Source organism: Acetatifactor aquisgranensis, assembly GCF_943193215.1.
In the GTDB taxonomy this organism is placed as follows: domain Bacteria; phylum Bacillota; class Clostridia; order Lachnospirales; family Lachnospiraceae; genus Acetatifactor; species Acetatifactor aquisgranensis.
The window spans coordinates 12,952-35,409 of the sequence record NZ_CALPDH010000036.1; the positions used below are offsets into that span (position 1 = coordinate 12,952).

Genomic DNA, 22,458 nt, shown 5'->3' on the forward strand with positions numbered 1-22,458 from the left:
GGCCTTTTCGCGCAGCTCTGTGCACAGACCCGTGCATAGAAAAACGTCCCCTGCAATCAAAAATTGCAAGGGACGTTTCTGTCTGCCATTCCACCATGGGAATCCGTAAAACGCGGTTCCACCCTTGTTGCAGCCACAAGCAAAGCTGCCACTTTCTTAAGCCTGTAACGGAGGCTTCCGTGCCCGATTAAGGGCCGCTCCGAGATGGTCTTCAGAAGCCTTACGCCGAACCGCTCACAGCACCGGTCTCCCGGGCGGTCCTCTCTGGGAACGTTCCACATCCTACTCTTCTCTTCAACGCTTTTTCTGGAGTGCTCTACTTCCCTATCATAATACCTTTCCGCCGGAAAGTAAAGTACTTTTTTTCGGAAATATCTCCGAATCCGGCTCAGGTTGCCTTTGTGCCATTGATGGCCGTCATGATGCAGTCGTTTACCTCTTCCCGGCTCATGTCCAGCGCCACCGCCAGCTCTCCGTAGAGATTCTCCTCCGCCAGATGAAGATACTTCGCATCCAGAGCGGTCATTTTCCTGCCAGCCTGAATCCGCTTCTGTTTCCGCAGATTTATGGTCTTGATAAGCTTCACCAGCTCCTCGCAGTCATTGGACTTCATGCATTCCTTGTATATCTGCTCCGTCATCTTTTCATTGATGATGGTCAGCAGCTGAATCTCCGGAATCGTCCCAATCAACCGTTCCGCCTCTGTCCGCTCCAGCACTTTGCGCATCAAGGGTTCCTTTTGGGAATCCACCGGCACATATACTGTGCTTCCCGCTGAATACAAAGGTTTCAGGATATAGTATTGTTTCTCCTTATCCACGCCTGAAATATTCAGGGCCGTGATATTTTCCACCACACAGACGCCCTTATTGCTGCATATCACATAATCTCCTATCTGAAACACCTGAAACCTCACTTTCTGCAAATCTGCAAATATCAACCTCCGCTATATGTTATAACCATATTATAACAGGTTTAAACGCAATTTGTCAGCATTTTTCATTAATGAGGGCGATTTTTGTGAAATATGCGCATGGCGTAATCGTAGTATTTTGTACAAAAATTAAAACATATTTTGTCAATCGATAACTTTTACACTTTCAATAACAGGCTGATTGGCCTTTTCCACTGTGCCATTATTGTCAGTCACCGGCGTATCCTCACAGATGGCATCCACCACCTCGATGCCCTCCGTCACATAGCCGAAGCAGGCATACTGTCCGTCCAGGTAAGTGCTGTCCTCATGTACGATGAAGAACTGGGAGCTGGCACTGTCCATCATCTGGGAACGTGCCATGGAGATTGCGCCCCTGGTGTGGGACAGATTGTTCTCGACACCGTTCTGGGAGAACTCGCCCTTGATTTTCTCATCGGAGCCTCCTGTGCCATTGCCCAGCGGATCCCCTCCCTGTATCATGAAGCCGGAAATAATGCGGTGGAAAGTCAGTCCGTCATAGAAGCCGTCTCCCGCCAGCTTCAGGAAATTCTCCACTGTGATGGGAGCCACATCCCCGTCCAGCTCCACGGAAATGGTGCCGTAATCTTTCACTGTGATCTCCACATGATGTTTCCCTGCGACATCTGTCGCCGAATCGTCTTTCTCCTGATTTTCTTCTTCCGGTACGCTTTCGCCTGCATCGTCGGTATCGGTCGTATGCAAAATGGATGATGTAAGGTCTGATTCGTCCAGCTGCGCGATCTCTTCTGCAGAATCTGCCGAAGATTCCGTCTCTTTGCTGTCCCCGCAGGCCGCCAGGGATACTGCGATTACTGCTACCATCAAAATGCTCAATAATTTCTTTTTCATTTTCTCTCCCTTTCTATTCTATAAATACGCAACAACAATGCCACCATAGATGTCAATGCACCTATGATGGCACAATCGCACTTTTTTTATGCAAAATCACCAATGGTTCTCTGCGTCCTCTGCGGGAAGACTATATTGTATAGTCAAAACGCTGACCAGTATAACTCTGACGCTCCTCTTTTACGGTACTCCAGTCTACCTGGCTGATTTTCTCCGCCAGCTCCTCTACCGTAGAGGCGAACACTGTGGTGCGTTTGCCGCTTCTTCCCTGGGCCATGTACTCGGCCGCCTCTGCTTTCTCGGCATCCTTTGCCGCTGTCCGCTTGTCCTCGCGCTGTTTCTCGATGCGCTCGCGCTGCTTTTCGCTGTTCTTCTCCAGCTCTGCGAAGAAAGATACTTCTCCGTCATCGCCGAAAGAAATACCGATGCGGGATATGTCGTCCGCTTTGTCGCCAAGCTGCGTCTTCATCTCATCCAGCTTGGATACGGCATTGTCCAGGATTTTCAGATTCTTGTTCTTCACGTCCTCGTCCGCAGCCATCTTCTCCAGTTCTTCCGGAGTGAACAGGGCCGTGTACTCGCCCGTGCCCCTGGACAGCAGGGAGGCAGCCTCCTCGTCCGTCTCAAAATCCGCCACCATGAAATCCATGTTGCCGTAGGACTTCTGCAGCTCTTTCAACAGCTTCTGGGCCGCTTTGCTTAAGGTAGGGGACTTTTTATTCTCCTTGGCAGCGTCCGCTTTCTTTGCTTTGTCAGCTTTGGCCCGCTCCGCGTCCTTTGCGGCCTGGGCGGTCTTCTCATAAATACTGCTCTGATAATAACTTCCTATTTTTTCCATTTTCTGCCCTCCATAGCTTTTTACCGCATCTTCCTTTGATGCCCTGTCTTTCAGCCATACCTCTTACCGGGGGACACCCCGTCTGTCTTTTATTTCGGCAAAAATAAGGAAAACTTTACCGTAAAACGGAATAGACTTCACATCGCGGATATGATATACTTTATACACTTACACCAGATAACATATAATGAACAGGATTTTAAGAAAGAAGGAGGTGATGATATGGCATTGACCCAGGAGGATCTGCAGGCGATAGCCGGCTTGCTCCAGCCTATCCAGGGAGAAATCCAGGCTATGAAAGGAGAAATCCAGGCTATGAAAGGAGAAATCCAGGCTATCAAGGGAGAAGTCCAGGCTATCAAGGGAGAAGTCCAGGCTATCAAGGAGGACGTTCAGGAATTAGCTCGCCGCACGACCAATATTGAGCTGACTCTCGAAAATGAAACGAACCGCAATATCAAAATAATTGCCGAGGGACATCTGGATTTAAGCCGAAAGCTGGATGATGCTCTGAAAGTGGAAAATGAAAAGGAGTTGCTTCTGATTCGCGTCAATATACTCGAAAACGAGCTGAGGAAAGTCAAGGAACGGCTGGCACAGATTGCGTGACACCATTCGTACACAGGATAAAGGACAACAATACCCATCGCAAGGAGGAACCGTACATGAATTATCGCAAATTAGGTAAGACAGGGCTGATGGTCAGCGAAATCGGCCTGGGCGGAGAATGGCTGGAGCGCCATAACGCGGAAGAGGTGAAGCAGGTCGTCCAGCACTGCCAGGAGGCCGGAATCAACATTCTGGACTGCTGGATGTCCGAGCCAAATGTGCGCACGAACATCGGGAAAGCCATTGCCGGGAGCCGGGAGAAATGGTATATCCAGGGCCACATCGGCTCCACCTGGCAGGGCGGCCAGTATGTCCGCACCAGAGACCTGACACAGGTAAAGCCCGCTTTCCAGGATCTCCTGGAGCGGCTGCAGACGGACTACATAGACCTGGGGATGATTCATTTCGTGGACGAGCCCGCGGAATTCCGCAAAATCATGGCTGGTGAATTCCTGGAGTATGTCCAGGGTCTGAAAGAGGCCGGAACCATCCGCCACATCGGCATGAGCACCCACAATCCTTCCGTGGTGAAGCTGGCGGCGGAAAGCGGCATAATCGAGATGGTCCTGTTCTCCGTCAACCCGGCTTTCGACATGCTGCCTCCCACGGAGAACATCGACGACTATTTCGCGAAAGACTATGACGAGGGCCTTGGAGGCATCGCCCCCGAGCGTGAGGAGGCCTACCGGCTCTGCGAGCAGAATGGAGTGGGCATCACCGTCATGAAAGGATATGCCGGCGGCAGGCTGTTTTCCGCGGAGAGCTCTCCTTTCGGCGTAGCACTGACACCTGTACAGTGTATCCATTATGCGCTGACCAGGCCCGCCGTGGCCAGCGTCATGGTGGGATACGACACGCCGGAGCATGTGGATGCCGCCGTGGCCTATGAGGCTGCCACCATGGAGGAAAAGGACTATGCCAGCGTGCTGGCCAAGGCTCCCAGTCACAGCTACTATGGGCAGTGCACCTACTGCGGGCACTGTGCGCCCTGTCCCGCCGGCATCGACATCGCTATGGTAAACAAGCTTTATGATTTGGCCCTCATGCAGGACGAGCTGCCCGCCTCCTTAAAGGCCCATTATGACCAGCTCTCCGCAAATGCCAGCGCCTGCATCGGCTGCAAGGGCTGCGAGAGCCGCTGTCCTTTCGGCGTCAAGGTTGCGGAACGGATGGAGAAGACACGGAAGCATTTCGGCTGACGCGCGGCCAATGTCCCGGCGGCGGTTCTGAAACCATATCTCAGAACCGCCGCTTCAGCGCCCGCTCTGTGGGAATAATCGGCAGCATCATGATGATGCATTCCACCAGGCTGACAATGCCGCCCCACAGTCCTACCATACTATCGCCTTTCCCCAGACAGGGCAACATGGCCGGCACGGAAAGCACAAGCATCACGGTGCCCACCCGCAGCCAGAGCCGCCCCATATACGCATGGGCGAAATTCCACGCCGCCTGGCTGGCCATGGACCTGGCGGTGCGGTATCCGAAGAGGCCGTTGATTTTCCCGGGCGGCCAGCGCAGGAATATTACACCGAAAACAATCATCAACAACGGTATCAACAAGTTCATACACACCATGAATATCCAAAATCCCATTTATTTTCCTCCTGTTTAACGTTTCTTCTGTCCCCGGAACTTCCGTACCTGTCTGCCTCCTGTCTGTCAGCCGGCTTTGTCCGGCAGCCTGTACTTCCCAAAAGCTTTCTCTATATCCCAATGCACATCCCGGAAGAACAGCGCCAGCCACACTCCATATGCGGCAAGCGCCGCCCAGCCGGTTATCCACCTTGCCCCCAGGGCGCCCAGCAGCATGACTGCACCCCAGAGAAGACAGGCATTTCTTTCATCCCTGGCCATCCGTGCCCTGTCGTACTTCGCCCTCTCCTCCTCGGGCAGGCTGTGGAAGCCGCTGAGCCAGTCAGCCGCCCTTTCCCTGCCGAGGGCAAAGAACAGCGCCAACAGCCAGAAGCAGGGCACCATAATGATACACGCGTAAAAACCAAGCATCTCCGCCCTCCTTCCCTATCTGATATAGAATCCGTAAAGCTGCATCTGCCGGTTGAAGCTCAGGGTGTATGTCACATTGACATTTTCATAGGAGGCACTCACCTGGACTGCAGCATAGACTTTATTTCTCTCATGGATTTCTACCATATAAATATTGCCGATAGTCCGCAATTCTCCCCAATCCGGGCTGATATAGTCCCTGATTGCATGGAAACCGGTCTGCTCCAGCGCTTTCTTCAGTTCCTCACAGGCATAGTCCTCCAGCGTCTCGTACTCTCCCGCGCTGAACAGCTCTATGACCTCTTCTGTAAGGGAGCGAACCTGCGCGGAATCAAAAATTTTGCTCTTCTCTATATCCCGGCCTTTCGGAAACATCCAGTAGGCAAGCCCTGCAATCGCCGCCAGCACTGCCAATATGACTCCGAAAATGCACAGAATCCGCCTGCGCTTTCTCCCATGGAATACTTTTTCTTCGTTTTTCCGTTCTTTCTCGTCCATATTTTCATTGAATTCTTCAGCGAGAATCTCCGGCTGTCCCATTTCCTCCAGAATCTTCGACAGTTCTCTTCCCTCTCCCAGCGCAATCTCGATGTCGGAGTCCAGCTGCTTCAGAATCTCGCTCTTTTTCACAGAAGAGCACCTTAAGCCTTTGCCCACCTGTTTCACATATTCCTGTTTCGTCATTTCCAGCCAATCCTTTCTCTGATTTGTCGAAACGCAGCTTCATTTCTTTTCATATTTGCTCTGAATCACCAGAATGTACACAGCCATAGCCACTATGGTCTCTACCGCCACTCCCAGAATGGAAAGGATAAGCAAGCCTTTATTCCGGTCCGCAAGTATAGGCAGCCCCAGGAGCATGAAAACAATGCCGTATCCAATGAACAGCCTGCCCACCGCCCGGTTATAAGCTTTTACGTCACGCATCGGAAGCGCTCTTACATTATTAAAGAACCCGACTTCCTTTTTCGCGAAAAAAGCCCTGATGCCCAAAATCACCAGCAGGCATCCCCCTGCTATCCATAAAACAAATCCCCATAACGTTCCTGCATTCATCTTATCTTCCACCTCCTGATTTCAACTTTGCGGCCCATCTTCCTTACACGAGTCCGCCTGTCCGTCTTCCATAATGCTGTCCACAGTGCAGGAAAAAGTCTCCCACAGATTTCTGAGTCCTGTCAGGGCATCTTTCCCCTCCTCTGCCAGCCGGTAATACTTTTTCGAGACTTCCTTGCCCTTAGGCTCGCTCCATCTGCTCACTACCAGGCCGTCATCCTCCATGCGGTAGAGGACAGGGTACAGCGTACCCTCCTTTAAGAGAAACATGCCCTGGCTTTTCTCTTTCAGCTCGCTGATCAGCTGATAGCCATATTTCTCTTTTTCCGAGAGGAGCTGCAGCACCAGCATCTCCAACACGCCTTTCTTCATCTGCTGTTCATATTTCTGCTTCAAATCTCCACCATCCTTCAACCTCCGCGCAAGAATCAGTTTTCCGAATTTGATTTCCGCAATTACTTAGTATTGCTAAATATATGATATTACTATAATATCATTTTGTCAATATTTTTTTCTGAACACAAATACAGCCATCTGACGCACTTTCCAGAGCATCGGATAGCTGTATCCCTTATGACATTTTCAGATATTATTCTTTCCGCCCCTCTCCGGCAGCGCCCTCTTGTACAAGTTCCGTATTTTTCCTATGTACATACTCTTTCGTATCCGCAGGCAGGCCCTGTTTTCTAAGGGAATACTCCGCCAGTCTCTTCACGATATAGTATAGCGTGGCGAACAGCGGCACTCCCACGATCATTCCGAAGAAACCCATCAGTTTCCCGAACAGCAGCATGGCCACCGTCACATAGAGCGCCGACAGGCCTGTGGAATTTCCAAGGATACGCGGCCCGATGATATTGCCGTCCACCTGCTGCAGGATAATGATGAATACCAAAAATATCAGGCATTTCATGGGCGAAACCAGCAGCAGCAGGAAAGCGCTGGGGACCGCCCCGATGAAAGGACCGAACATGGGAATGATGTTCGTCATGCCTACGATGACGCTGATCAGCAGGGCGTATGGCATCCGCAGGAGGCTCAGGCACACGAAACAGATGATGCCCACTATCAGGGAATCCAGCAGCTTTCCGGAGATAAATCCGTTGAAAATCCGATTCGTCTGTGTCAGAGCTTCAAAGACGGCCCGGTTAAAGCGCTCATTTCTGCTGACAGACAGGAACAATTTCCTGCACTGGGCCAGATAATGCTCCCTCCCTAACAGCAGATAAATCGTCACCACCACGGACACCACCGTGTTGATCAGCGCAGAGCCCATAGAAAGGATACTGGTCGCCACTGTGGACACCGTAGCCAACAGGTTCGTCCTGATCCAGGCCAGCAGCGAGTTCTCCGAGGATTCAATCATCTGCATCACGGCCGCAGCCGCGTCATTGTCCGATTTCAGATAGCGGTTCAGCTTCTCCAGCTGGGTCTCCAGCAGCTTCGGCAAATCCCGCACCAGTCCGCTGATGCTGTCCACCAGCTGAGGCACCACCAGCGCGCAGAACAGAACCAGAATCGCCAGCGCCGCAATCATCGTAAGCAGGACTGATATGGGCCTTGCGAACCGCCCAAGCCCTTTTGCCCGCCCGAGCAGCCGCTCCAGGCGCTTTTCAACGGGACACAGCACATAGGCCAGCGCGATTCCCACAAACAGCGGCTGCAGCGCGGAGCGGATGATACCAAGCGCCGCCCTGATCTCTCCGAAACGGAAAATCAGGAAGAAAAAGCAAACCGTAGCGGAAAGGCTGGCAAAAATCGTTATTCCCAGCTTCCAGTAATCCCTGTCTTGATTCATGATATCTCCCCCATAATCCTTATCCTGTCTCCTGTTTTCATAAAAAAGAGCTCACCCTGATACAGCCCGGCAAGGATAAGGCGCTTCAGGACCTTCCTCATGCGGGAATTCAGTCTGTGGTATGACCGTCTCTTCTCCCAGGGCAGTCCGGCCACATATGCCCTCTCCCCGCCCAGCGCACAGAGCATTTTCTCATATCGCTCAGGCTCCAGAGCTGCTATCCTCCCGAAGTCGCAGGAAATATAAGAAAATTCTTCTCCGTTTTCATCCAGCTTCGCATCCAGCAAAGCCAGAAAGCGCTCTGTGGAACCGCTATCCGCCTGGTCATATGTCTGCTCTGTCCAGCAGGCGACTGTCGGGCCGTCTTCCTTTTGGGCCACCCGCCGGAAAGTGCTCTTGCCGTATTTATCGTACTCCCGCACATAGGCCGCTTTCTCTTTCGGCTTCCCTGCGCCCGGCTCCTCCCGCAGCACTACGCCTGTGTCTTCCAATCGTTTCCATACTGCCTGCCGCACCTGTTCATACGGAGCGGGGAAATCCAGTCTCCCCATAATCTGCTCCACCGTGTAGCCGATATCGGTCAGATGGCGGATAGCTCCTCCATTGGCCGCCTCATGGGTGAACCGCGCCAGAGCGTCCTGAAAATACCGATTCTCTTCCATAATGAATCCGTTTCTTTCCTGTTTTTATCTGATTATGCCATAAAATCTCCAAATACGCAATATTTTTCACGAACCAACCCCTGTACCGGCACTCCACAAAAGGCTTGCATTTTGGCGGAATTGCGAGTACAATAATGAGAGCTACACATCACATCCATGCTTGTGGGGTAAATACATAAAAGGAAACGAGGTACATCATGAAAAACAATCAGAACAAATGGTTGAGCGCCGCGATCCCTGCGCTGCTCCTCCATTGCAGCATCGGTACGGTCTACTGTTGGTCTATCTTCAGCCAGGAAATCGCTGACTATATCGGCTTTTCCAAGGGAGCCACGGAGTGGGCGTTCAGCTTTGCCATCTTCTTCCTTGGAATGTCCGCGGCTTTCCTGGGCAACATCGTGGAGAAAGACATCCATAAGTCATCCCTCATCGCTTCTATCTGCTTTGCCTGCGGCATGGCGGGAACAGGTTTCTTCATTTATTACGGCGGCGCACATCAGCACAGCCCGCTGGCTCTGATCGGCATCTACGTCTGCTACGGATTCATCATGGGCGTCGGCCTGGGAACCGGATATCTGTCCCCGGTCAAGACCCTGATGCTCTGGTTCGAGGACAGGAAAGGCCTTGCCACAGGTCTGGCAGTGGCCGGCTTCGGCGCCGCAAAGGCAATCGCCAGCCCTATCATGCAGGCTATGCTGGACAACCTGGGAGACGGCGGCATCTACAAGATGTTCCTGATTCTGGCGGTGGTCTATTTCATCATGATGTTCACAGGCCATCTGCTGCTGAAAAAGCCCGCTTCCTGGCATGAGCCCCAGAAAGCTGAAAAGGGCAAGGGCATGATGGATGTCATCCGGACCAGGCCCCTCACTAACTACATCGGCATCTGGCTGATGTTCTATATCAACATCACCTGCGGCCTGGCGCTGATCTCCCAGGAGAAAATGATCGTGAAATGTATCGGACTGGCCGGCGCGGCAGGCATCATCTCCACCGTGTCCGCTATCTTCAACGCGGGCGGCCGCCTCGGCTTCTCCGCCTGGGCCGACACCATGAAGGACAGGAATACCATCTATAAGCTGATATTCATCCTCTCCATCGCTTTCACGGCGATTACCATCGTCACCGGCGGCATCAAGAACGGCGAGGGCAACATGGCTTTGATAGTCCTGGTACTGGGACTGATTTTCGTTGTCAACGCAGGCTACGGCGGCGGCTTCTCCAATGTACCTACTCTGCTGTCCGATCATTACGGCATGGGCAATATCAGCGCCATCCACGGACTGACCCTTTCCGCATGGGCTATCGCGGGCCTTACCGGCAACCAGATGGCCAACTGGATTGTGGATCACACCGGGGAATTCATGGATGTGCACGGTGTCAGCGTCAATCCTGCGGGATACCAGAACGTGCTGTACGTCACCATCGTGCTTTATATCGTGGCATTGCTGATCAGCCTCTTCCTGGTGCGCCCTCCGAAGGAAAGCACAAAATAATTTCAAAATGTATCAAGAAACGGGACTGCTGCCCCAGGGGCGGCAGTCCCGTTTCTTCATCCTTTCTCCTGATTTTCTGTCATATGAATCAGTTTCAATATCATATCCCCGGTGCCCACATTGTAGCCTGCCACACTGTAGATTCCCCGCATATTCCTGTCGATTAGGACTGCCAGCGGAAGCTTTCCGGGCTCAAGGTACAACCTGCGGGCCAGAGCCTCCATGTCGCCTCCGAAGTCGTCATACATAAGCTTTATTTCCGGCAGCGCCTCCAGCACGCGCCTGCAGGCAGGATTCTCCCGGATTCGCGGATGAGCGGCCACAAAGAACATGCCTGTCTTTATTTTTGCATAGGTCTCCCTGCGTTCATAGATTTCATTTAAAATGTGCTCTGTGGGCTCCTCGCCTTCCCCCAGCCAGATGAACAGGCCGCTCTCTTCCCGCACCAGATCGGAGAGGAGATGTCCGCTTCCGTCCGCGTTCTTGAGGGCAAAATCCGCGATGTCGTAGTCTGTCAGCATATCGGAAAGCTTCGCCTCGGCCAGCTCCAGGCGGATTTCTTTCCCCTGTCCCTCTTCCAGCTCAAAGAAAAGCTGTTTTGCCAAAATATTGCCATTGGGAAGACGGTTCGCCGTCAATGCCCTGTATCTCCCCGGGAAAACGGGAATCGGCCCAATTATCCTGCTTTTGTTCCGAAAGCCCAGCCGGAGCGGGCGGTACGCGTCCCCGTCAAAGCGGGCCAGGGTCCAGTTTCCGAAGTAGTTCCATTCCACGTCTTTCTGTCCGCATACCTGAATCCGTCCTGTCCCCACGTGCCGCTCCAGAGGGAAAAATCCTCCGGCGGATTCGGGCACGGCATCCTCTCCGCCTGAAACCGCGGATTTTTCTCCTGTCTGCTGATTCCAATCCGACTGCACCCACACCTCCGGCATCCCCTCCACCGGATTCAGCCTGGCCGGTATCCCCAGCGTTCTCAGAATCTGCACGCAGACTGTCTCCTGCGTCATTCTGCTCCCATAACCGCTCTCCAGCGCACCGGCCGCAGAAGTGACAAGGTTCCCATACTCCGTCTTTTTATCCGATTTGATTTTTTCCTTTACCAGCTGCCAGGCAAGTGCCGGGTCCTTTCGGATCTCCTCCGCCAGATTCCTGCCGCGCTCCGCGCTCTCCTGTTCCAGCCAGCCGCGGATGAAGCGCCGGAATGGACGAATCATCTCATTCCACACTCTGGGGCACAGCACATAAGGCACCAGAAGCGCATCTTCATACATCCCCTCCCAGGCTGCCGTCTCCACACAATTCTCTTCCAGCACTTCGGCCGTAATATCCCGGTAATCCTTTTCCCGCAGGCTTTCCAGCACTGCCAGTTTCCAGCGTTCCGGATAGGCCCCGGCAGCAGGTTTTTTCAGGAAATCCGCAATCTCTTTCTGATTCCCGCAGGCCTTTTTCATAATGGCGATGCATCTGTTCCTTTCTTCCTCATCCAGGCCCGCTGTGGCCTGTGCGGCCAGCTTTTCATCATAAAAGCTGCTTTCCTTTTCACGGCGCAGTCGGTTCATCTCCTCCAGCCGCTTCCTGCCTCTGCTCTTTTCCCCATCGGTCAGAACGACGCGGTTCAGAGCGGAATCTTTCGGCGCGGAGAAAAGCATCTCCTCCCAGCGATCCAGCTGCCGGGCTGTTCCATCCAGAACAATCTCGCAGCATTCTCCTTTCCCTGCATCCACCAGTTTTTCCCCATAAGCGCTGTCCTTAGATGCCGTGATATGGATGCTGCCCAGTCCTGTCCGAAGCATGCATCTCCCATTCCTGTCCGTCCTGACAGAAGCAATCTCTCCATAGAACGCGCCGTTCATGACTTCAAACCGCACCAGCGCATCCGGCTGCGGATTTCCTGCCCGGTCCCGCACAGCCACTTCCTGCTCTGCCGTCAGGGCATAACGTCCTGACTGGTTCAGCACATGGCACATATCATCGCTGTCCAGCACCTGCTCTTTATCTTTCTTTTCCGCGGCATCCTTATCGTTCTCCGCCACAGGAAGCAAGAGGCGGGAATGCACCAGCATGGCTCTGGAAGAGGCCCCGGAAAACCAGCCCTTATTCAGGACCTCCTCAGGCTCACAGGCTCCGAGGAAAGCCCACTCTCCATCGCACCAGGCCTCCACCCATGCGTGGTTATCGTCACAATGGGACCAAAGAGGAACATATACCTGTCTGGCGGGAATTCCCAGGCTGCGGAGTACCGACACGGTAAAAGTGGATTCTTCCCCGCATCTGCCATATGCGGAATAGAAAACGCACATGGGACTGGCTGTCCGCTCGTCCGTGGCCCTGTAGGTGGCCTGGGAGGCGCACCAGTAGTTTGCCTCCAGCACCGCCTGGCGCATGTCCATCCCCGCTATCCTGTCTTTCAATTCACCGTAGAAAAACTCTCTGTGTTCCGTCAAATTCTCATTGTTCACACGATGGTGCAGCACATATGCGGCGAACAGTTCTTCCGGAACACGGCCTGCAAAAGGGCCTTTCTCCCACAGGAAAGCCCCATGTCTGGCATAAGCCTCAAAAAGCTCCACCGGATAATCTGCCGCATCGCTCATGGGCATGGAGGCATACAGGCATTTCAGAGCCTGTACCTGATCCGCCTCCGGGGCTGACTCTGCCAGCTGTTCTATCTGCAACGCTTTTTTCCCGCAGTTTCCCTTTCCTGCCAGCCGATTCAGCTGTTCTCTGAAAGGCCTTTCCAGTTTCTCCATCAATTCCTGTGTAAACATAACCGCCAATCTCCTGTTCCCGCATAAAAGTTCTTTTTCTGCAAAAAGACGAAAAATGTGCTTTCATTATAGGAAATATCTTCCATTCTGTCAACACATATGCGGCGGTATTCTTCCGGCGTTATGTCGTATATCCGCGCACCACCGCCCGCTTCGCGATCAGGTAAGCGGCAGTGTAATAGAGCAGATACAGCGATGCCATGACTGCCGCCACAATCCCCGCGATCATCGGCACCATTTGGGCGGCGGTTTCCATATTCTGCAGGCACATCAGATGCACCCCGAAAGCCGCCACCGGAATACTCATAGCCAAAGGCAGCGCAAAGGGCAGCAGGAAGAAGCTGAAAGTCTGCCGGAACAGCGCCCTTGCCTGCTCCCGCTCGCTCATTCCCAGTCGGAACAGAATCCCATAGCGGCGCTTGTCCTCCCCCAAAGCAGACAATGTCTTCAGGGCCAATATAGCCATGGCCAGCAGCAGAAAAACTGCGGAGGCAAACAGGGCGCCCACCACCACAATCGCCGATATATTGTTTTCCTCCCGTCTGACATGCTCGCGGATTTCAAATTCAATCCGATCATTGTCCATGTCATCCGATGCGCAAAGCTGAATCAGTGCCTGGCGCAGCCCCATCCCATCGAACCTGTGCCGCTTCGTGATATAAGCCATGCTCTCCTCCACACACTCCATGTTCGCCACCGCCTCATCCGGCACCACCACATAGAAATAAAGGTAGGTGATTTTCGGATAATCCGAGCGGCTGCTTTGGAAAGTGTATGTCTTCCCGTCCTGTTCCCAGACCATGTCCGACCAGTCTGCCCGGGCTGCTTTCGGATTGCTGCACACAATCATGAACTGTCCGTCCAGCTTAGCAGGCTCCACTCCCAGAGGTTCCATCAATGCGTTGAAATCACTGAGAGGCATGAAACTGTCATTGGGAGCCATACTATAATCTGTCCTGCTGTAAAACTCCTGCTCTCCTGTCTCATAGATGCGCCAGGAAATCTTCTGTTCAATCCCCGCGTATTCTTCGATAAGACTTTCCGCCTCCTCCAGCGGAATCTCGCCCTCTCTATAGATTCTGTTAGCATAATACATGATGTCATAGGGACAGGACATAATCAGGGTTTCCTCCTGGCTGGCTTTCTGGATGAAAGAAAAATTCGTCCCCGCCACGGCCAGGCTCATCAGCAGCGCCAGACATCCGAACATCACAGAATTGGCATTCAGGCTTCCGGAGAGCTGGCGCAGCACAAAGGTATTGGAGCCGCGGCTGCACAACTTCGGTCTGCGCAGCAGGAGAAAGACAATACTTTTGGCAATTCCCATGTGAAAGAACAGTACAGACAGAATAAAGCCGGCCAGCAGATATTCCATGCTTTCTGCGCTGCCGCCCCGCAGTGCTGTATCCGTTCCTGTCCAGAACCGAATGCCGCAGGCTATCAGCGCAGAAAATGACACCGCTGTCACAAAAAAACAGCAAACAGGATGGCGCACTCCCTTTTCCACCTTTTTCTCTCCGTGAATCAGATCATAGATGCTCACCCGCTTCAGATAAATCGCTGACGCCGTGGAGGCCAGCAGGAAAATCCCCACAATCAGCAACACAGTGCGGAACAGTCCCTCTGCGGAACAGGAGGCAATGGAGAACTCCATTTCCAGAAGTTTCATCATCACCGCCATCAGACCCTGGAAGAAAAAGATTCCTGCCGCCAGCCCTGCGCCCAGGGCAATGCTGCAGATAACCAGCGTCTCCGCCAGAAATATGGTCAGGAGATTCTTCCTGGTCATTCCCAGTGTCAGATAGGTTCCGAATTCCCGCTTCCTGCATTTTAGCAGGAAAGATGTAGAGAAACTTAGCACAAAGGCCACCACCATGGAAATCATGACCACCATGATCCTCAGTGCAGTCCTTGCGCTTTCTCCTCTGTCCACAAAGACAGTGAGATTGCTGCTGTATATGATATTGTTGATGGCAAACAGCAGGGCTACCGTAAGGGATACGGTCAGAAAATAGATAAGATAGTTTTCCATCTGCCGTTTCACATTTCGGAGGGCAAGTTTAAAATACATCTGCCTCACCTCCTAACGCGGCCTGGACAGACCAGATTTCCCTGTACATATCCTGTCTGCTCCGCTCGCCTCTGTGTACCTCGCTCCATATCTTTCCGTCCTTTAAAAAGAGCACTCTGTCCGCGTAGGAGCCCATCAGCGGGTCATGGGTCACCATCAAAATGGTAGAGCCCAGAGAGCGGTTCATCATCTGAAAAGTCTTCATCAGGTTCTTCGCGTTGGCGGAATCCAGCGCGCCAGTGGGTTCGTCCGCCAGCACCAGGGCCGGGTTGGTGATAATAGCCCGGGCGCAGGCGGCTCGCTGACGCTGGCCGCCGGAGAGTTCATAAGGGAATTTATCCAACTGGTCTGCCACGCTCAGCGCCTTGGCCACCCGCTCCAGTTCCTTTCTGCTTTCTTCGTAGTCTGTCTTTTTGAGATTCAGGGGCAGTACAATGTTCTCCCCTATGGTCAGGGTGTCCAGCAGATTGTAGTCCTGAAAGATGAAGCCCAGTCTGTCACGCCGGAAAACGGAAAGCTCATTTTCCTTCATCCCGGTCAATCGTTTCCCATCCACACGGATTTCCCCCGCGCTCACCCTGTCGATGGTGGAAATCACGTTCAGCAGCGTGCTCTTGCCGGAGCCGGACGCTCCCATGATGGCGGTGAATTCTCCTTTTTCTATGCCAAAAGAGATTCCGTCCAGCGCTTTCGTGACGACGCTGCCGCTGCCGTAATATTTTGTCACATCCCTGATTTCCAGAATTTCGTTCATATACGCACCTCTTTCCCTTGCTTTCTTTTTTGTTGCTCTATCGCTATCTTAACATGGGACGATGCGGTTTGTTCTAACGGAAACCTTATTTTTCCTTACGCTTTTGTAAGGAAAGGCGGAGGATAAAAACATAATGTCAAGGCCGCGCAAGGCTGTCGAAAGTCAGTCTGATACAGGTATACTCTCCTGCTCTGGATTCTATCTTCAGGAATATTCCGAGGCGGACACAGAGCTCTTTTACGATATAGAGCCCCATCCCCGTACCATGGGATGAATGATAAGGCGCCGTTTCTTTTTCCGCGCTGCCTCTTCCGGTAAAACCGCGCTCCGTGACCCTGCAAAGTTCATGGGCCGGAATGCCCGGGCCGTTGTCCCGGACCAAAATCGTGTCCTCAGCAGCCCGGACAGAGACCTGACAGCCAGGGCAGTATTTCGCGCAATTGACCAGAAGCTGTTTCAGGATAAAGCAGAGGGATTTTTCATCGGAATGAACAGTGAAATCCCCCTCCGCCTCCACGCTGATTCCCGCGCCAATCAGCAATTCCATCTGGCTCTTTATGGCCTCTCCGATGACTGAGGCCACGGAGAACTCCCGAATTTTCACATCTTTCTGCGCTGTCCGCAGCCTGGCGTACCAAAGTATGCTTTCTGTCAGATTGTCGGCGCGCTTCAATTCCCGGCGCAGCCTGCGCGCATCCTTATCGTTGTCCAAAATCAGGGAACAGGCTGTCAGCGGTGTCTTTATCTCATGAATCCAGCTCTCCACATAGTCGCAGTATTCCTCTTTTTCCCTGCGGGCCTGTTCCACGATGCCCACGGTGCTGCGAGACATCTCCCTCATAATCTGAAAATAACGTCTTTCCACACTGTTTACAGGCCTGGGGAGCACTTCTCCCAGAAGATATTTTTCAGAAAGGCCATCCAGAAGCTTCTCCAGCCTGTCTGTCCGTCTCCGCTCCAGCAGCGCCACTGTAAGCAGCCAGGAAAGGATGATAATAAGATAAGTTATCTCCAAAATTCCGATTATTTTTCCGGCTCCTGCAATGGCCAGTATCATGCCGAAAATAAGTCCGCCCATGCCGAGGAAACAAAGGGTGACTGCTTTGGACCGCAGGGCATCTTGGAAACAGCGGACAGCAGAGCCTAACTGCCCCCGCCGCGCCATCCTGCCCTTCACAGCCTGTACCCCACGCCCCGGACTGTCCGGATATAATCTTCCGCCCCCAGCCTGCCAAGCTTCTCCCTCAGACGGTTCACATTGACATACAGTGTATTTTCATCAATATACAGGCTGTTCTGCCATAAATCTTCCACAATCTCCTCTTTGGTGCAAAGCCCTTTCCGCATCAGGCAGGCCAGGATCCTCGTCTCGTTTTTTGTCAGCTCCTGGGTCTGTCCCCCGCGGCACACGGTCAGATCTGTCAAATTCAATGTCAGATCCCGGGCAGTCATTACCGGGCTGCTCCGGCGCTTCAGAAGCCTCGCCATGCGGGCCAGCAGGACAGATGAATGATAGGGTTTGCGGATATAGTCGTCCGCGCCCACGCCGAACCCCAGGATTTCGTCTTCCGCCGAATCTCTGGCAGTCAGAAAAATCACAGGCACATCCGAATGCTGCCTGAGCTTCCGGCACAGTTCAAAACCGCTCTCCCCCCGCAGATTCACATCCAGCAGCGCCAGGTCACAGGGCGGGCTGTCCACCGTCTCGTAACCATTGGCCTGCAGCAGCGCCGCCAGTTCCCGGCGAATGCTTTCATCGTCTTCTATCACCAGTATTTTCTCCATGGAATATGCCTCCTGGTTCTCAACCACAAACGCTTTTTGCTCTTTCCCTATTCACTATCCACCAAATCGCAGCGATTGTCAATGGCTTTTTAGGCGGCCTCCCTTTATCCTTTTTACATTTATCCCAGCGCCACGTCCAGCGCCATCATTACCGTAAATCCTGCCGCAAACAGGATTGTCCCCACATTGGAGTGCTCCCCTTCTGACATCTCCGGAATCAGTTCCTCCACTACCACGTAAATCATGGCCCCGGCGGCAAAGCTCAGAAAATACGGCAAAAGCGGCAGCACAAAGCCCGCGGCCAGAATGGTCAGCGCCGCTCCTATCGGTTCCACCGCACCGGAAAGCACTCCATAGAGGAACGCTTTCCCCTTGTCTGCGCCCTCCGCACGCAGAGGCATGGAAATGATGGCTCCTTCCGGAAAATTCTGTATGGCGATGCCCAGTGAAAGCGCCAGCGCGCCCATGGCGGTAATCCCGGCATCTCCGGAAACCCATCCGGCGTAGACCACGCCCACCGCCATTCCCTCAGGCAGATTGTGGAGCGTCACCGCCAGCACCAGCATCGTAGTCTTCTGCAGGCTGCTCTGGGGTCCTTCTGCCTTGCTGCTGTTCATGTGCATATGCGGAATCGTCCTGTCCAGAAGCAGCAGGAACAGGATGCCTGTCCAGAAACCCACAGCCGCCGGCATGAAAGCCCACTGTCCCATGGAGTCCGCCTGCTCCATGGCAGGAATCAGCAGGCTCCAGATAGAAGCCGCCACCATGACCCCTGCCGCGAAGCCGGTCAGCGCCCTCTGCAGGATAGGGTTCAATTTGTTTTTCATGAACAGCACACAGGCCGAGCCCAGGGATGTTCCGAAGAATGGAATCAGGATGCCTAATGCAGTATTTGTCATAGTATGTCCTCCGAATGTTTTCTGGCTATGGTTAGTTGCTGCTAACTTCTTTTTAGTATATCATTTTGATTTTTGGATTGTCAAGGGGGCTGAGGGTGGTTTTCTGCATATACGGCTTTATTGGAGTATTCCCCATTTCTGAAAATTATTATAGATGTGAGAGGCATCCCCACGCAGGGGACGACGTCAAGCACATCTTCACTGTGAAGCAGGAAGAAAAATTTCAATCCACGTCCCCACGCAGGGGACGACTCAGAGAGGTATTATGTGGATTTAAATAATTATTCTGTTAAATGAAAACTGGCCTCCCGAACAGGCAAGAGCCTTTTTTGAAGCGCAATTGCCCCGGCTCAATCACTGGAATACAGAAAAATAACTTCCTGTGGACAGGCAAGCGCGTATTCCCCGCTGTCTCTGACAAAGGCGGCGGGGCAGCTTTAAGTCGGATGGTAATGGAATTGCAAAAAATACCATCAGAAAGTCTGTACATGCCGATTCATTTGATATGGATTCACGAAAGGATAGCACAATGGAGATAAGGCAAATTAACGATAGCGCAGAAAAACAATCCATCGCCCGATACGTACTGGAAGCCTTGCCGGATTGGTTCGGCATTCCGGAAGCCCGGGAAGAATATATCAAATCCAGCGCGGAACAGCCCTTTTTCTGCGCATGTGACGGCGGCAATCCGCTCGGTTTCCAATGTCTCAAAGAAACCGGCAAAGATACTGTTGAGCTGGCCGTGATGGGTGTCTTAAAAGAGTACCACAGAAGCGGAATCGGCAAAGAATTATTCAATCAGGCCAAAAAATCCGCCTGTGAAAAAGGATATTCTTTTCTCCAGGTAAAGACGGGACAAATGGAACCCATGCCAGATATATGTCATGTCTTTATGATGTAGAAACGGCCCGAAATAAATGGACTGAAATCGCACATTACCTACAGCAAGATGGCGTTGCGCTCGGCGCAGATTCCCAGGGTGGCGCAGGTGTCCACACATACGCCGGTGCAAATGTTCCCCGACGCTGTCAGAACAGCTGCCGCCACGCCGCCCGCATCCACGTAGTTCGCAATCTTCCTCTCGTTCTGGACTGCCAGGGCTTTCTCGTAGAGTTCTTTCCAGATTTCCTGCGTCTCTCCTCTTCTGTCATATTCCGCTTTCAGTATGGAATACCAGCGTCCGCAAAGCCTTTCCGTCTACCTAAAAGCTATGGCCTCCGCCGCCTCCGCTGCTTCCGCCTCCTCCGCCACTGCTCCCACCACTTCCGCCTCCTCCTCCGCCGGAGGCCGGGTCATAAGTCTTTGTCTGGTGGGTATAGATGGCATTCGGCTTTGTGAACCGGAATCTCCTGTAGACATTGGACAGCAGCGCATTCTCCCCTGGTTTCCGCAGTCTGGTAAAGCAGATGACCAGCCCGAAATTGGCAAGCAGCGCAAGAATCATGGCCAAAAGAGCGTTGCTGATGTATTTCATAGGCTGGGCGATTCTCTGCCCCTCCAGCAGCGCACAGATCTCCGCAAAGGCTTCCCTGGCGCATCCGTAGTAATCCCCGTTGGAAGCATAACGGTACACATTGTCCGTCACTGTATCCGCATAGGCTGAAGTGATTACCTTATAGACGGCGCCGTCGCTGTGAATCCAGATATTGCGGTTGTCCATGTCAATGACGAACACCGTGCCGCTGGCTGTGCCGAATCTTTCCATATAATAGCTTCTGGCCAGGCTTTCGGTGGAAGCGGCATTGCTGTCCGTGGTCAGGAAAGCCGCGCTTCCATAGGCCGTAATCCCCTGCATCGCCTGGGACAGCTCCAGGTGCTGGTCTTCCGTGAGAAGCTCCGCTTGGTCTTCTATGTAAATTCGGTAATTTGTATCTGGATTAACATAATAAATTCCTTCTTCTGCTGCAGCCTTCAAATCTGTCAGGCCTGGCTGTGCCGCGCTTTGCTGCTCCGTATCGCTTCTTTCCAACTCCGCCTGTCCAGCTGTCGCTGCCTGCCCTTGAGCCAGCTCTTCTTTCCGCTCCTGCCCCTGGCTCCAGGCCAGCTCCTCTATCCGCTCCCGTCCCTGGCATCCGGGCAGCTCCGCCCACAGTATCCCCGCCCAGAACAAGAACAAGCCTGTCAAAATCCGGACAGCCCAGAGTCGGTGTGCATTCTGTCTTTCATTTATCTCTCTACTCATTTTCGTCACCTCCCCGCCTGTTCAACTGGGGAAGTCTGCGTGTAGTCAGCATATTATGCTGCCTGATGATATCCAGGATGGCCCAGAGCACAGTACCCATACAGGCAAAAGCTCCTATGTAATAGAACCAGTCTGAAACCGGATTCGCAAGCAGAATAACCGCTGCAAGCACAATCCCCGCCAATGGCTTCAACAGAGTACGCCACTTCTCCTTGAAATGACCTCCCCAAAACGACTTTTTCCCCTGGCTCTCCCTGCCGGAACTTCCCATCAGACGCTGAAAGACGCGCATGCTTCCATAGCCAACCGCCAAAGTAACCGCGGCATACATCAGCATCCGGGCACCTCTCGTCTTTCCCCCGCCCATCGCGCCTCCCAGGGCACGAAACAGAAAGGACGGCACCAACACAAATCCATACATTAACAGAATCATCCCGAACACTTTCAAAAAGGTGCCGCTCCCGGTTCTCCGGATTCTTCTCCGTCTCTGCCATCCCGCGGCATCCGCTCCGGACACAGGTCGCACAGAAGCCAGCCCTTTGTCATCCTCCCCGGACTCCCTGGCCAGGATATGGTTCATCTGCCTATTGGAAATCAGGATGCACAGAACCGCCAGCAATGCGGCAATCAGCAGGATTTTCCCCGGCGTAATGGTCAGGAACAGGTTCAGCAGAAGAAACAGGGGCACCGCCAATATCCCGGAGCCTGCCAGATATTTTTTCATATCCACCGGCAGATCGGCCGCAGCCTTTCCCGTCTGGCCGTTCACCACCGCATAGCTGACCCTGTCCCCATTGCGGTAGGACAGAAACCATACCGGCAGCATGGCCAGCACAGATGTCCTTTCGTCAGGGCGCAAAGCGTTCCGGATCCGCTGTCCGTCTCCAATTGCTTCCGCATGGTATTTCCTGCACACCGAATCCCGCGCCAGCTGACCTGCCGCGTGCCGGACGACGATATCCTCCGCTTCCTGGAGATAGACGTATTTTTCCACATCGCTGGCGTCGGCATAAAATCCGCTCAGGAAAGAGGGCGCGAATTCCTTTCCCTGCCGCAGATCAAAGGGCGCTATGGCGCCGCTTAAGCTGTCCGAAAAGGCAGAGGACGCATCGTATGCCATCCCGCTGTACTTTGCCTCCACCTGACATTCCAGTCGATAATGATCCGTAATCAGATAGTCTCCTCTTCTGCGGGTCTTTTTGCCGGGGAACGAGATTCCGCTTTTCTTTTCAAAGGTGTACACCCAATAGGGCATATAAATCCCCCGGAATTTTTCAATCAGCGTCTCGTCTTTCAGCTCCTTCGGCGCAAAAAACGCCCTGCGCATCATTTTTCCATAAGCAGCCTTGCAGTCCTCTTTCGTCCTGGTAAAAGGAAGTATGTAACCGGGGCGCCTTGTCCTGCTGATACGGCTGTCCAGGATAGTGGAAGCCCCACAGAAGCTGCAGAACGTGGCCGCCGTGGTGTCCTCACTGAGGATTTCGCCGCCACACTGGGGACAGGTGAACACTGTCACCTCATACTCCCCCTCTTCTCCCCCTGGCATTACAGTCTCCTCCGCGTCCCGCTCTTTGCAGACGCTGTAGGGGTCTGCAAGGGTGCCGCAGTATTCGCAGTAAAGCTGCTGTCTGGCAATGTCAAATTTCAGATTCCCGCCGCAATTGAAGCATTCGTACATGAGCTTCCTCCCCCTTTATCATGCTTTCGTGGAACAGAATCCCTCTCT

The 22,458-nt window shown here is 53.1% G+C and carries 24 protein-coding genes; 4 read left to right on the forward strand and 20 right to left on the reverse strand.

What is annotated here, in order from left to right:
• Positions 1-56: 56 nt before the first annotated feature.
• From NFS35_RS23550 to NFS35_RS23565, 4 genes are all read right to left on the reverse strand, one after another.
• A complete protein-coding gene (locus NFS35_RS23550; protein WP_251209501.1) occupies positions 57-281 on the reverse strand; it encodes a hypothetical protein in 225 nt (74 codons plus the stop codon).
• 107 nt (positions 282-388) lie between these two features.
• On the reverse strand, positions 389-904 hold the full coding sequence (locus NFS35_RS23555) for a CarD family transcriptional regulator (protein WP_251209502.1): 516 nt from the start codon (positions 902-904) through the stop codon (positions 389-391).
• Positions 905-1,078: 174 nt separating this feature from the next.
• The gene (locus tag NFS35_RS23560; protein ID WP_251209503.1) at positions 1,079-1,807 is read right to left on the reverse strand and encodes a peptidylprolyl isomerase; all 729 of its coding nucleotides are present in this window, start codon (positions 1,805-1,807) and stop codon (positions 1,079-1,081) included.
• 130 nt (positions 1,808-1,937) lie between these two features.
• Complete coding sequence (locus NFS35_RS23565) at positions 1,938-2,645, reverse strand: DUF6033 family protein (protein ID WP_251209504.1); 708 nt, start codon at positions 2,643-2,645, stop codon at positions 1,938-1,940.
• A gap of 222 nt (positions 2,646-2,867) precedes the next feature.
• Between NFS35_RS23565 and NFS35_RS23570 the strand changes: the two genes are divergently transcribed.
• Positions 2,868-3,254 carry a DUF5320 domain-containing protein gene (locus NFS35_RS23570; protein ID WP_251209505.1) on the forward strand — a complete coding sequence of 129 codons (387 nt, stop codon included), beginning with the start codon at positions 2,868-2,870 and terminating at the stop codon, positions 3,252-3,254.
• A 56-nt stretch (positions 3,255-3,310) separates the two neighbouring features.
• Complete coding sequence (locus NFS35_RS23575) at positions 3,311-4,453, forward strand: aldo/keto reductase (protein ID WP_251209506.1); 1,143 nt, start codon at positions 3,311-3,313, stop codon at positions 4,451-4,453.
• A 40-nt stretch (positions 4,454-4,493) separates the two neighbouring features.
• On the opposite strand, the gene NFS35_RS23580 is transcribed toward NFS35_RS23575, so the two are convergent.
• From NFS35_RS23580 to NFS35_RS23610, 7 genes are all read right to left on the reverse strand, one after another.
• Positions 4,494-4,850, reverse strand: a complete 357-nt coding sequence (locus NFS35_RS23580; RefSeq protein WP_251209507.1) for an SdpI family protein — start codon at positions 4,848-4,850, stop codon at positions 4,494-4,496.
• A gap of 66 nt (positions 4,851-4,916) precedes the next feature.
• Positions 4,917-5,261: a DUF3784 domain-containing protein gene (locus NFS35_RS23585; RefSeq protein WP_251209508.1), complete on the reverse strand. Its 345-nt coding sequence runs from the start codon at positions 5,259-5,261 to the stop codon at positions 4,917-4,919.
• 15 nt (positions 5,262-5,276) lie between these two features.
• Positions 5,277-5,945 carry a DUF3887 domain-containing protein gene (locus NFS35_RS23590; protein WP_251209509.1) on the reverse strand — a complete coding sequence of 223 codons (669 nt, stop codon included), beginning with the start codon at positions 5,943-5,945 and terminating at the stop codon, positions 5,277-5,279.
• A 39-nt stretch (positions 5,946-5,984) separates the two neighbouring features.
• The gene (locus NFS35_RS23595; protein WP_251209510.1) at positions 5,985-6,317 is read right to left on the reverse strand and encodes a hypothetical protein; all 333 of its coding nucleotides are present in this window, start codon (positions 6,315-6,317) and stop codon (positions 5,985-5,987) included.
• A 21-nt stretch (positions 6,318-6,338) separates the two neighbouring features.
• Positions 6,339-6,713 (reverse strand): PadR family transcriptional regulator, encoded by a 375-nt coding sequence (locus tag NFS35_RS23600; RefSeq protein WP_251209511.1) that lies wholly within the window; start codon positions 6,711-6,713, stop codon positions 6,339-6,341.
• 193 nt (positions 6,714-6,906) lie between these two features.
• The gene (locus NFS35_RS23605) at positions 6,907-8,115 is read right to left on the reverse strand and encodes an AI-2E family transporter (RefSeq protein ID WP_251209512.1); all 1,209 of its coding nucleotides are present in this window, start codon (positions 8,113-8,115) and stop codon (positions 6,907-6,909) included.
• On the reverse strand, positions 8,112-8,777 hold the full coding sequence (locus NFS35_RS23610) for a hypothetical protein (protein ID WP_251209513.1): 666 nt from the start codon (positions 8,775-8,777) through the stop codon (positions 8,112-8,114). Before NFS35_RS23610 ends, NFS35_RS23605 begins: the two co-directional genes overlap by 4 nt.
• Positions 8,778-8,974: 197 nt before the next feature.
• Between NFS35_RS23610 and NFS35_RS23615 the strand changes: the two genes are divergently transcribed.
• Positions 8,975-10,273, forward strand: coding sequence for an OFA family MFS transporter (locus NFS35_RS23615; protein WP_251209514.1), 1,299 nt, complete (start codon positions 8,975-8,977; stop codon positions 10,271-10,273).
• Between the two features lie 56 nt (positions 10,274-10,329).
• Here NFS35_RS23615 and NFS35_RS23620 read toward each other — a convergent pair whose 3' ends face one another.
• The 6 genes from NFS35_RS23620 to NFS35_RS23645 all read right to left on the reverse strand — a co-directional run bounded on the left by NFS35_RS23620 (position 10,330) and on the right by NFS35_RS23645 (position 18,550).
• A complete protein-coding gene (locus tag NFS35_RS23620; RefSeq protein ID WP_251209515.1) occupies positions 10,330-13,041 on the reverse strand; it encodes a transglutaminase domain-containing protein in 2,712 nt (903 codons plus the stop codon).
• Positions 13,042-13,162: 121 nt separating this feature from the next.
• A complete protein-coding gene (locus NFS35_RS23625) occupies positions 13,163-15,112 on the reverse strand; it encodes an ABC transporter permease (protein WP_251209516.1) in 1,950 nt (649 codons plus the stop codon).
• A complete protein-coding gene (locus tag NFS35_RS23630; RefSeq protein ID WP_251209517.1) occupies positions 15,102-15,866 on the reverse strand; it encodes an ABC transporter ATP-binding protein in 765 nt (254 codons plus the stop codon). Before NFS35_RS23630 ends, NFS35_RS23625 begins: the two co-directional genes overlap by 11 nt.
• A 136-nt stretch (positions 15,867-16,002) precedes the next feature.
• Entirely contained in the window at positions 16,003-17,043 is a 1,041-nt protein-coding gene (locus NFS35_RS23635; protein ID WP_251209518.1) for a sensor histidine kinase, read from the reverse strand.
• Positions 17,040-17,651, reverse strand: a complete 612-nt coding sequence (locus NFS35_RS23640) for a response regulator transcription factor (RefSeq protein WP_251209519.1) — start codon at positions 17,649-17,651, stop codon at positions 17,040-17,042. Before NFS35_RS23640 ends, NFS35_RS23635 begins: the two co-directional genes overlap by 4 nt.
• A gap of 119 nt (positions 17,652-17,770) precedes the next feature.
• Positions 17,771-18,550 carry a ZIP family metal transporter gene (locus tag NFS35_RS23645; protein ID WP_251209520.1) on the reverse strand — a complete coding sequence of 260 codons (780 nt, stop codon included), beginning with the start codon at positions 18,548-18,550 and terminating at the stop codon, positions 17,771-17,773.
• A 505-nt stretch (positions 18,551-19,055) separates the two neighbouring features.
• Here NFS35_RS23645 and NFS35_RS23650 point away from each other — a divergent pair.
• A complete protein-coding gene (locus tag NFS35_RS23650; RefSeq protein ID WP_251209521.1) occupies positions 19,056-19,451 on the forward strand; it encodes a GNAT family N-acetyltransferase in 396 nt (131 codons plus the stop codon).
• A gap of 38 nt (positions 19,452-19,489) precedes the next feature.
• Here the strand turns inward: NFS35_RS23650 and NFS35_RS29450 are convergent, their stop codons facing one another.
• The 3 genes from NFS35_RS29450 to NFS35_RS23665 all read right to left on the reverse strand — a co-directional run bounded on the left by NFS35_RS29450 (position 19,490) and on the right by NFS35_RS23665 (position 22,410).
• Positions 19,490-19,612 carry a hypothetical protein gene (locus NFS35_RS29450; RefSeq protein ID WP_330640424.1) on the reverse strand — a complete coding sequence of 41 codons (123 nt, stop codon included), beginning with the start codon at positions 19,610-19,612 and terminating at the stop codon, positions 19,490-19,492.
• A gap of 139 nt (positions 19,613-19,751) precedes the next feature.
• A complete protein-coding gene (locus NFS35_RS23660; protein ID WP_251209522.1) occupies positions 19,752-20,732 on the reverse strand; it encodes a TPM domain-containing protein in 981 nt (326 codons plus the stop codon).
• Positions 20,725-22,410: a hypothetical protein gene (locus NFS35_RS23665; RefSeq protein ID WP_251209523.1), complete on the reverse strand. Its 1,686-nt coding sequence runs from the start codon at positions 22,408-22,410 to the stop codon at positions 20,725-20,727. The genes NFS35_RS23660 and NFS35_RS23665 overlap by 8 nt, the downstream gene beginning before the upstream one ends.
• Positions 22,411-22,458: the final 48 nt, after the last annotated feature.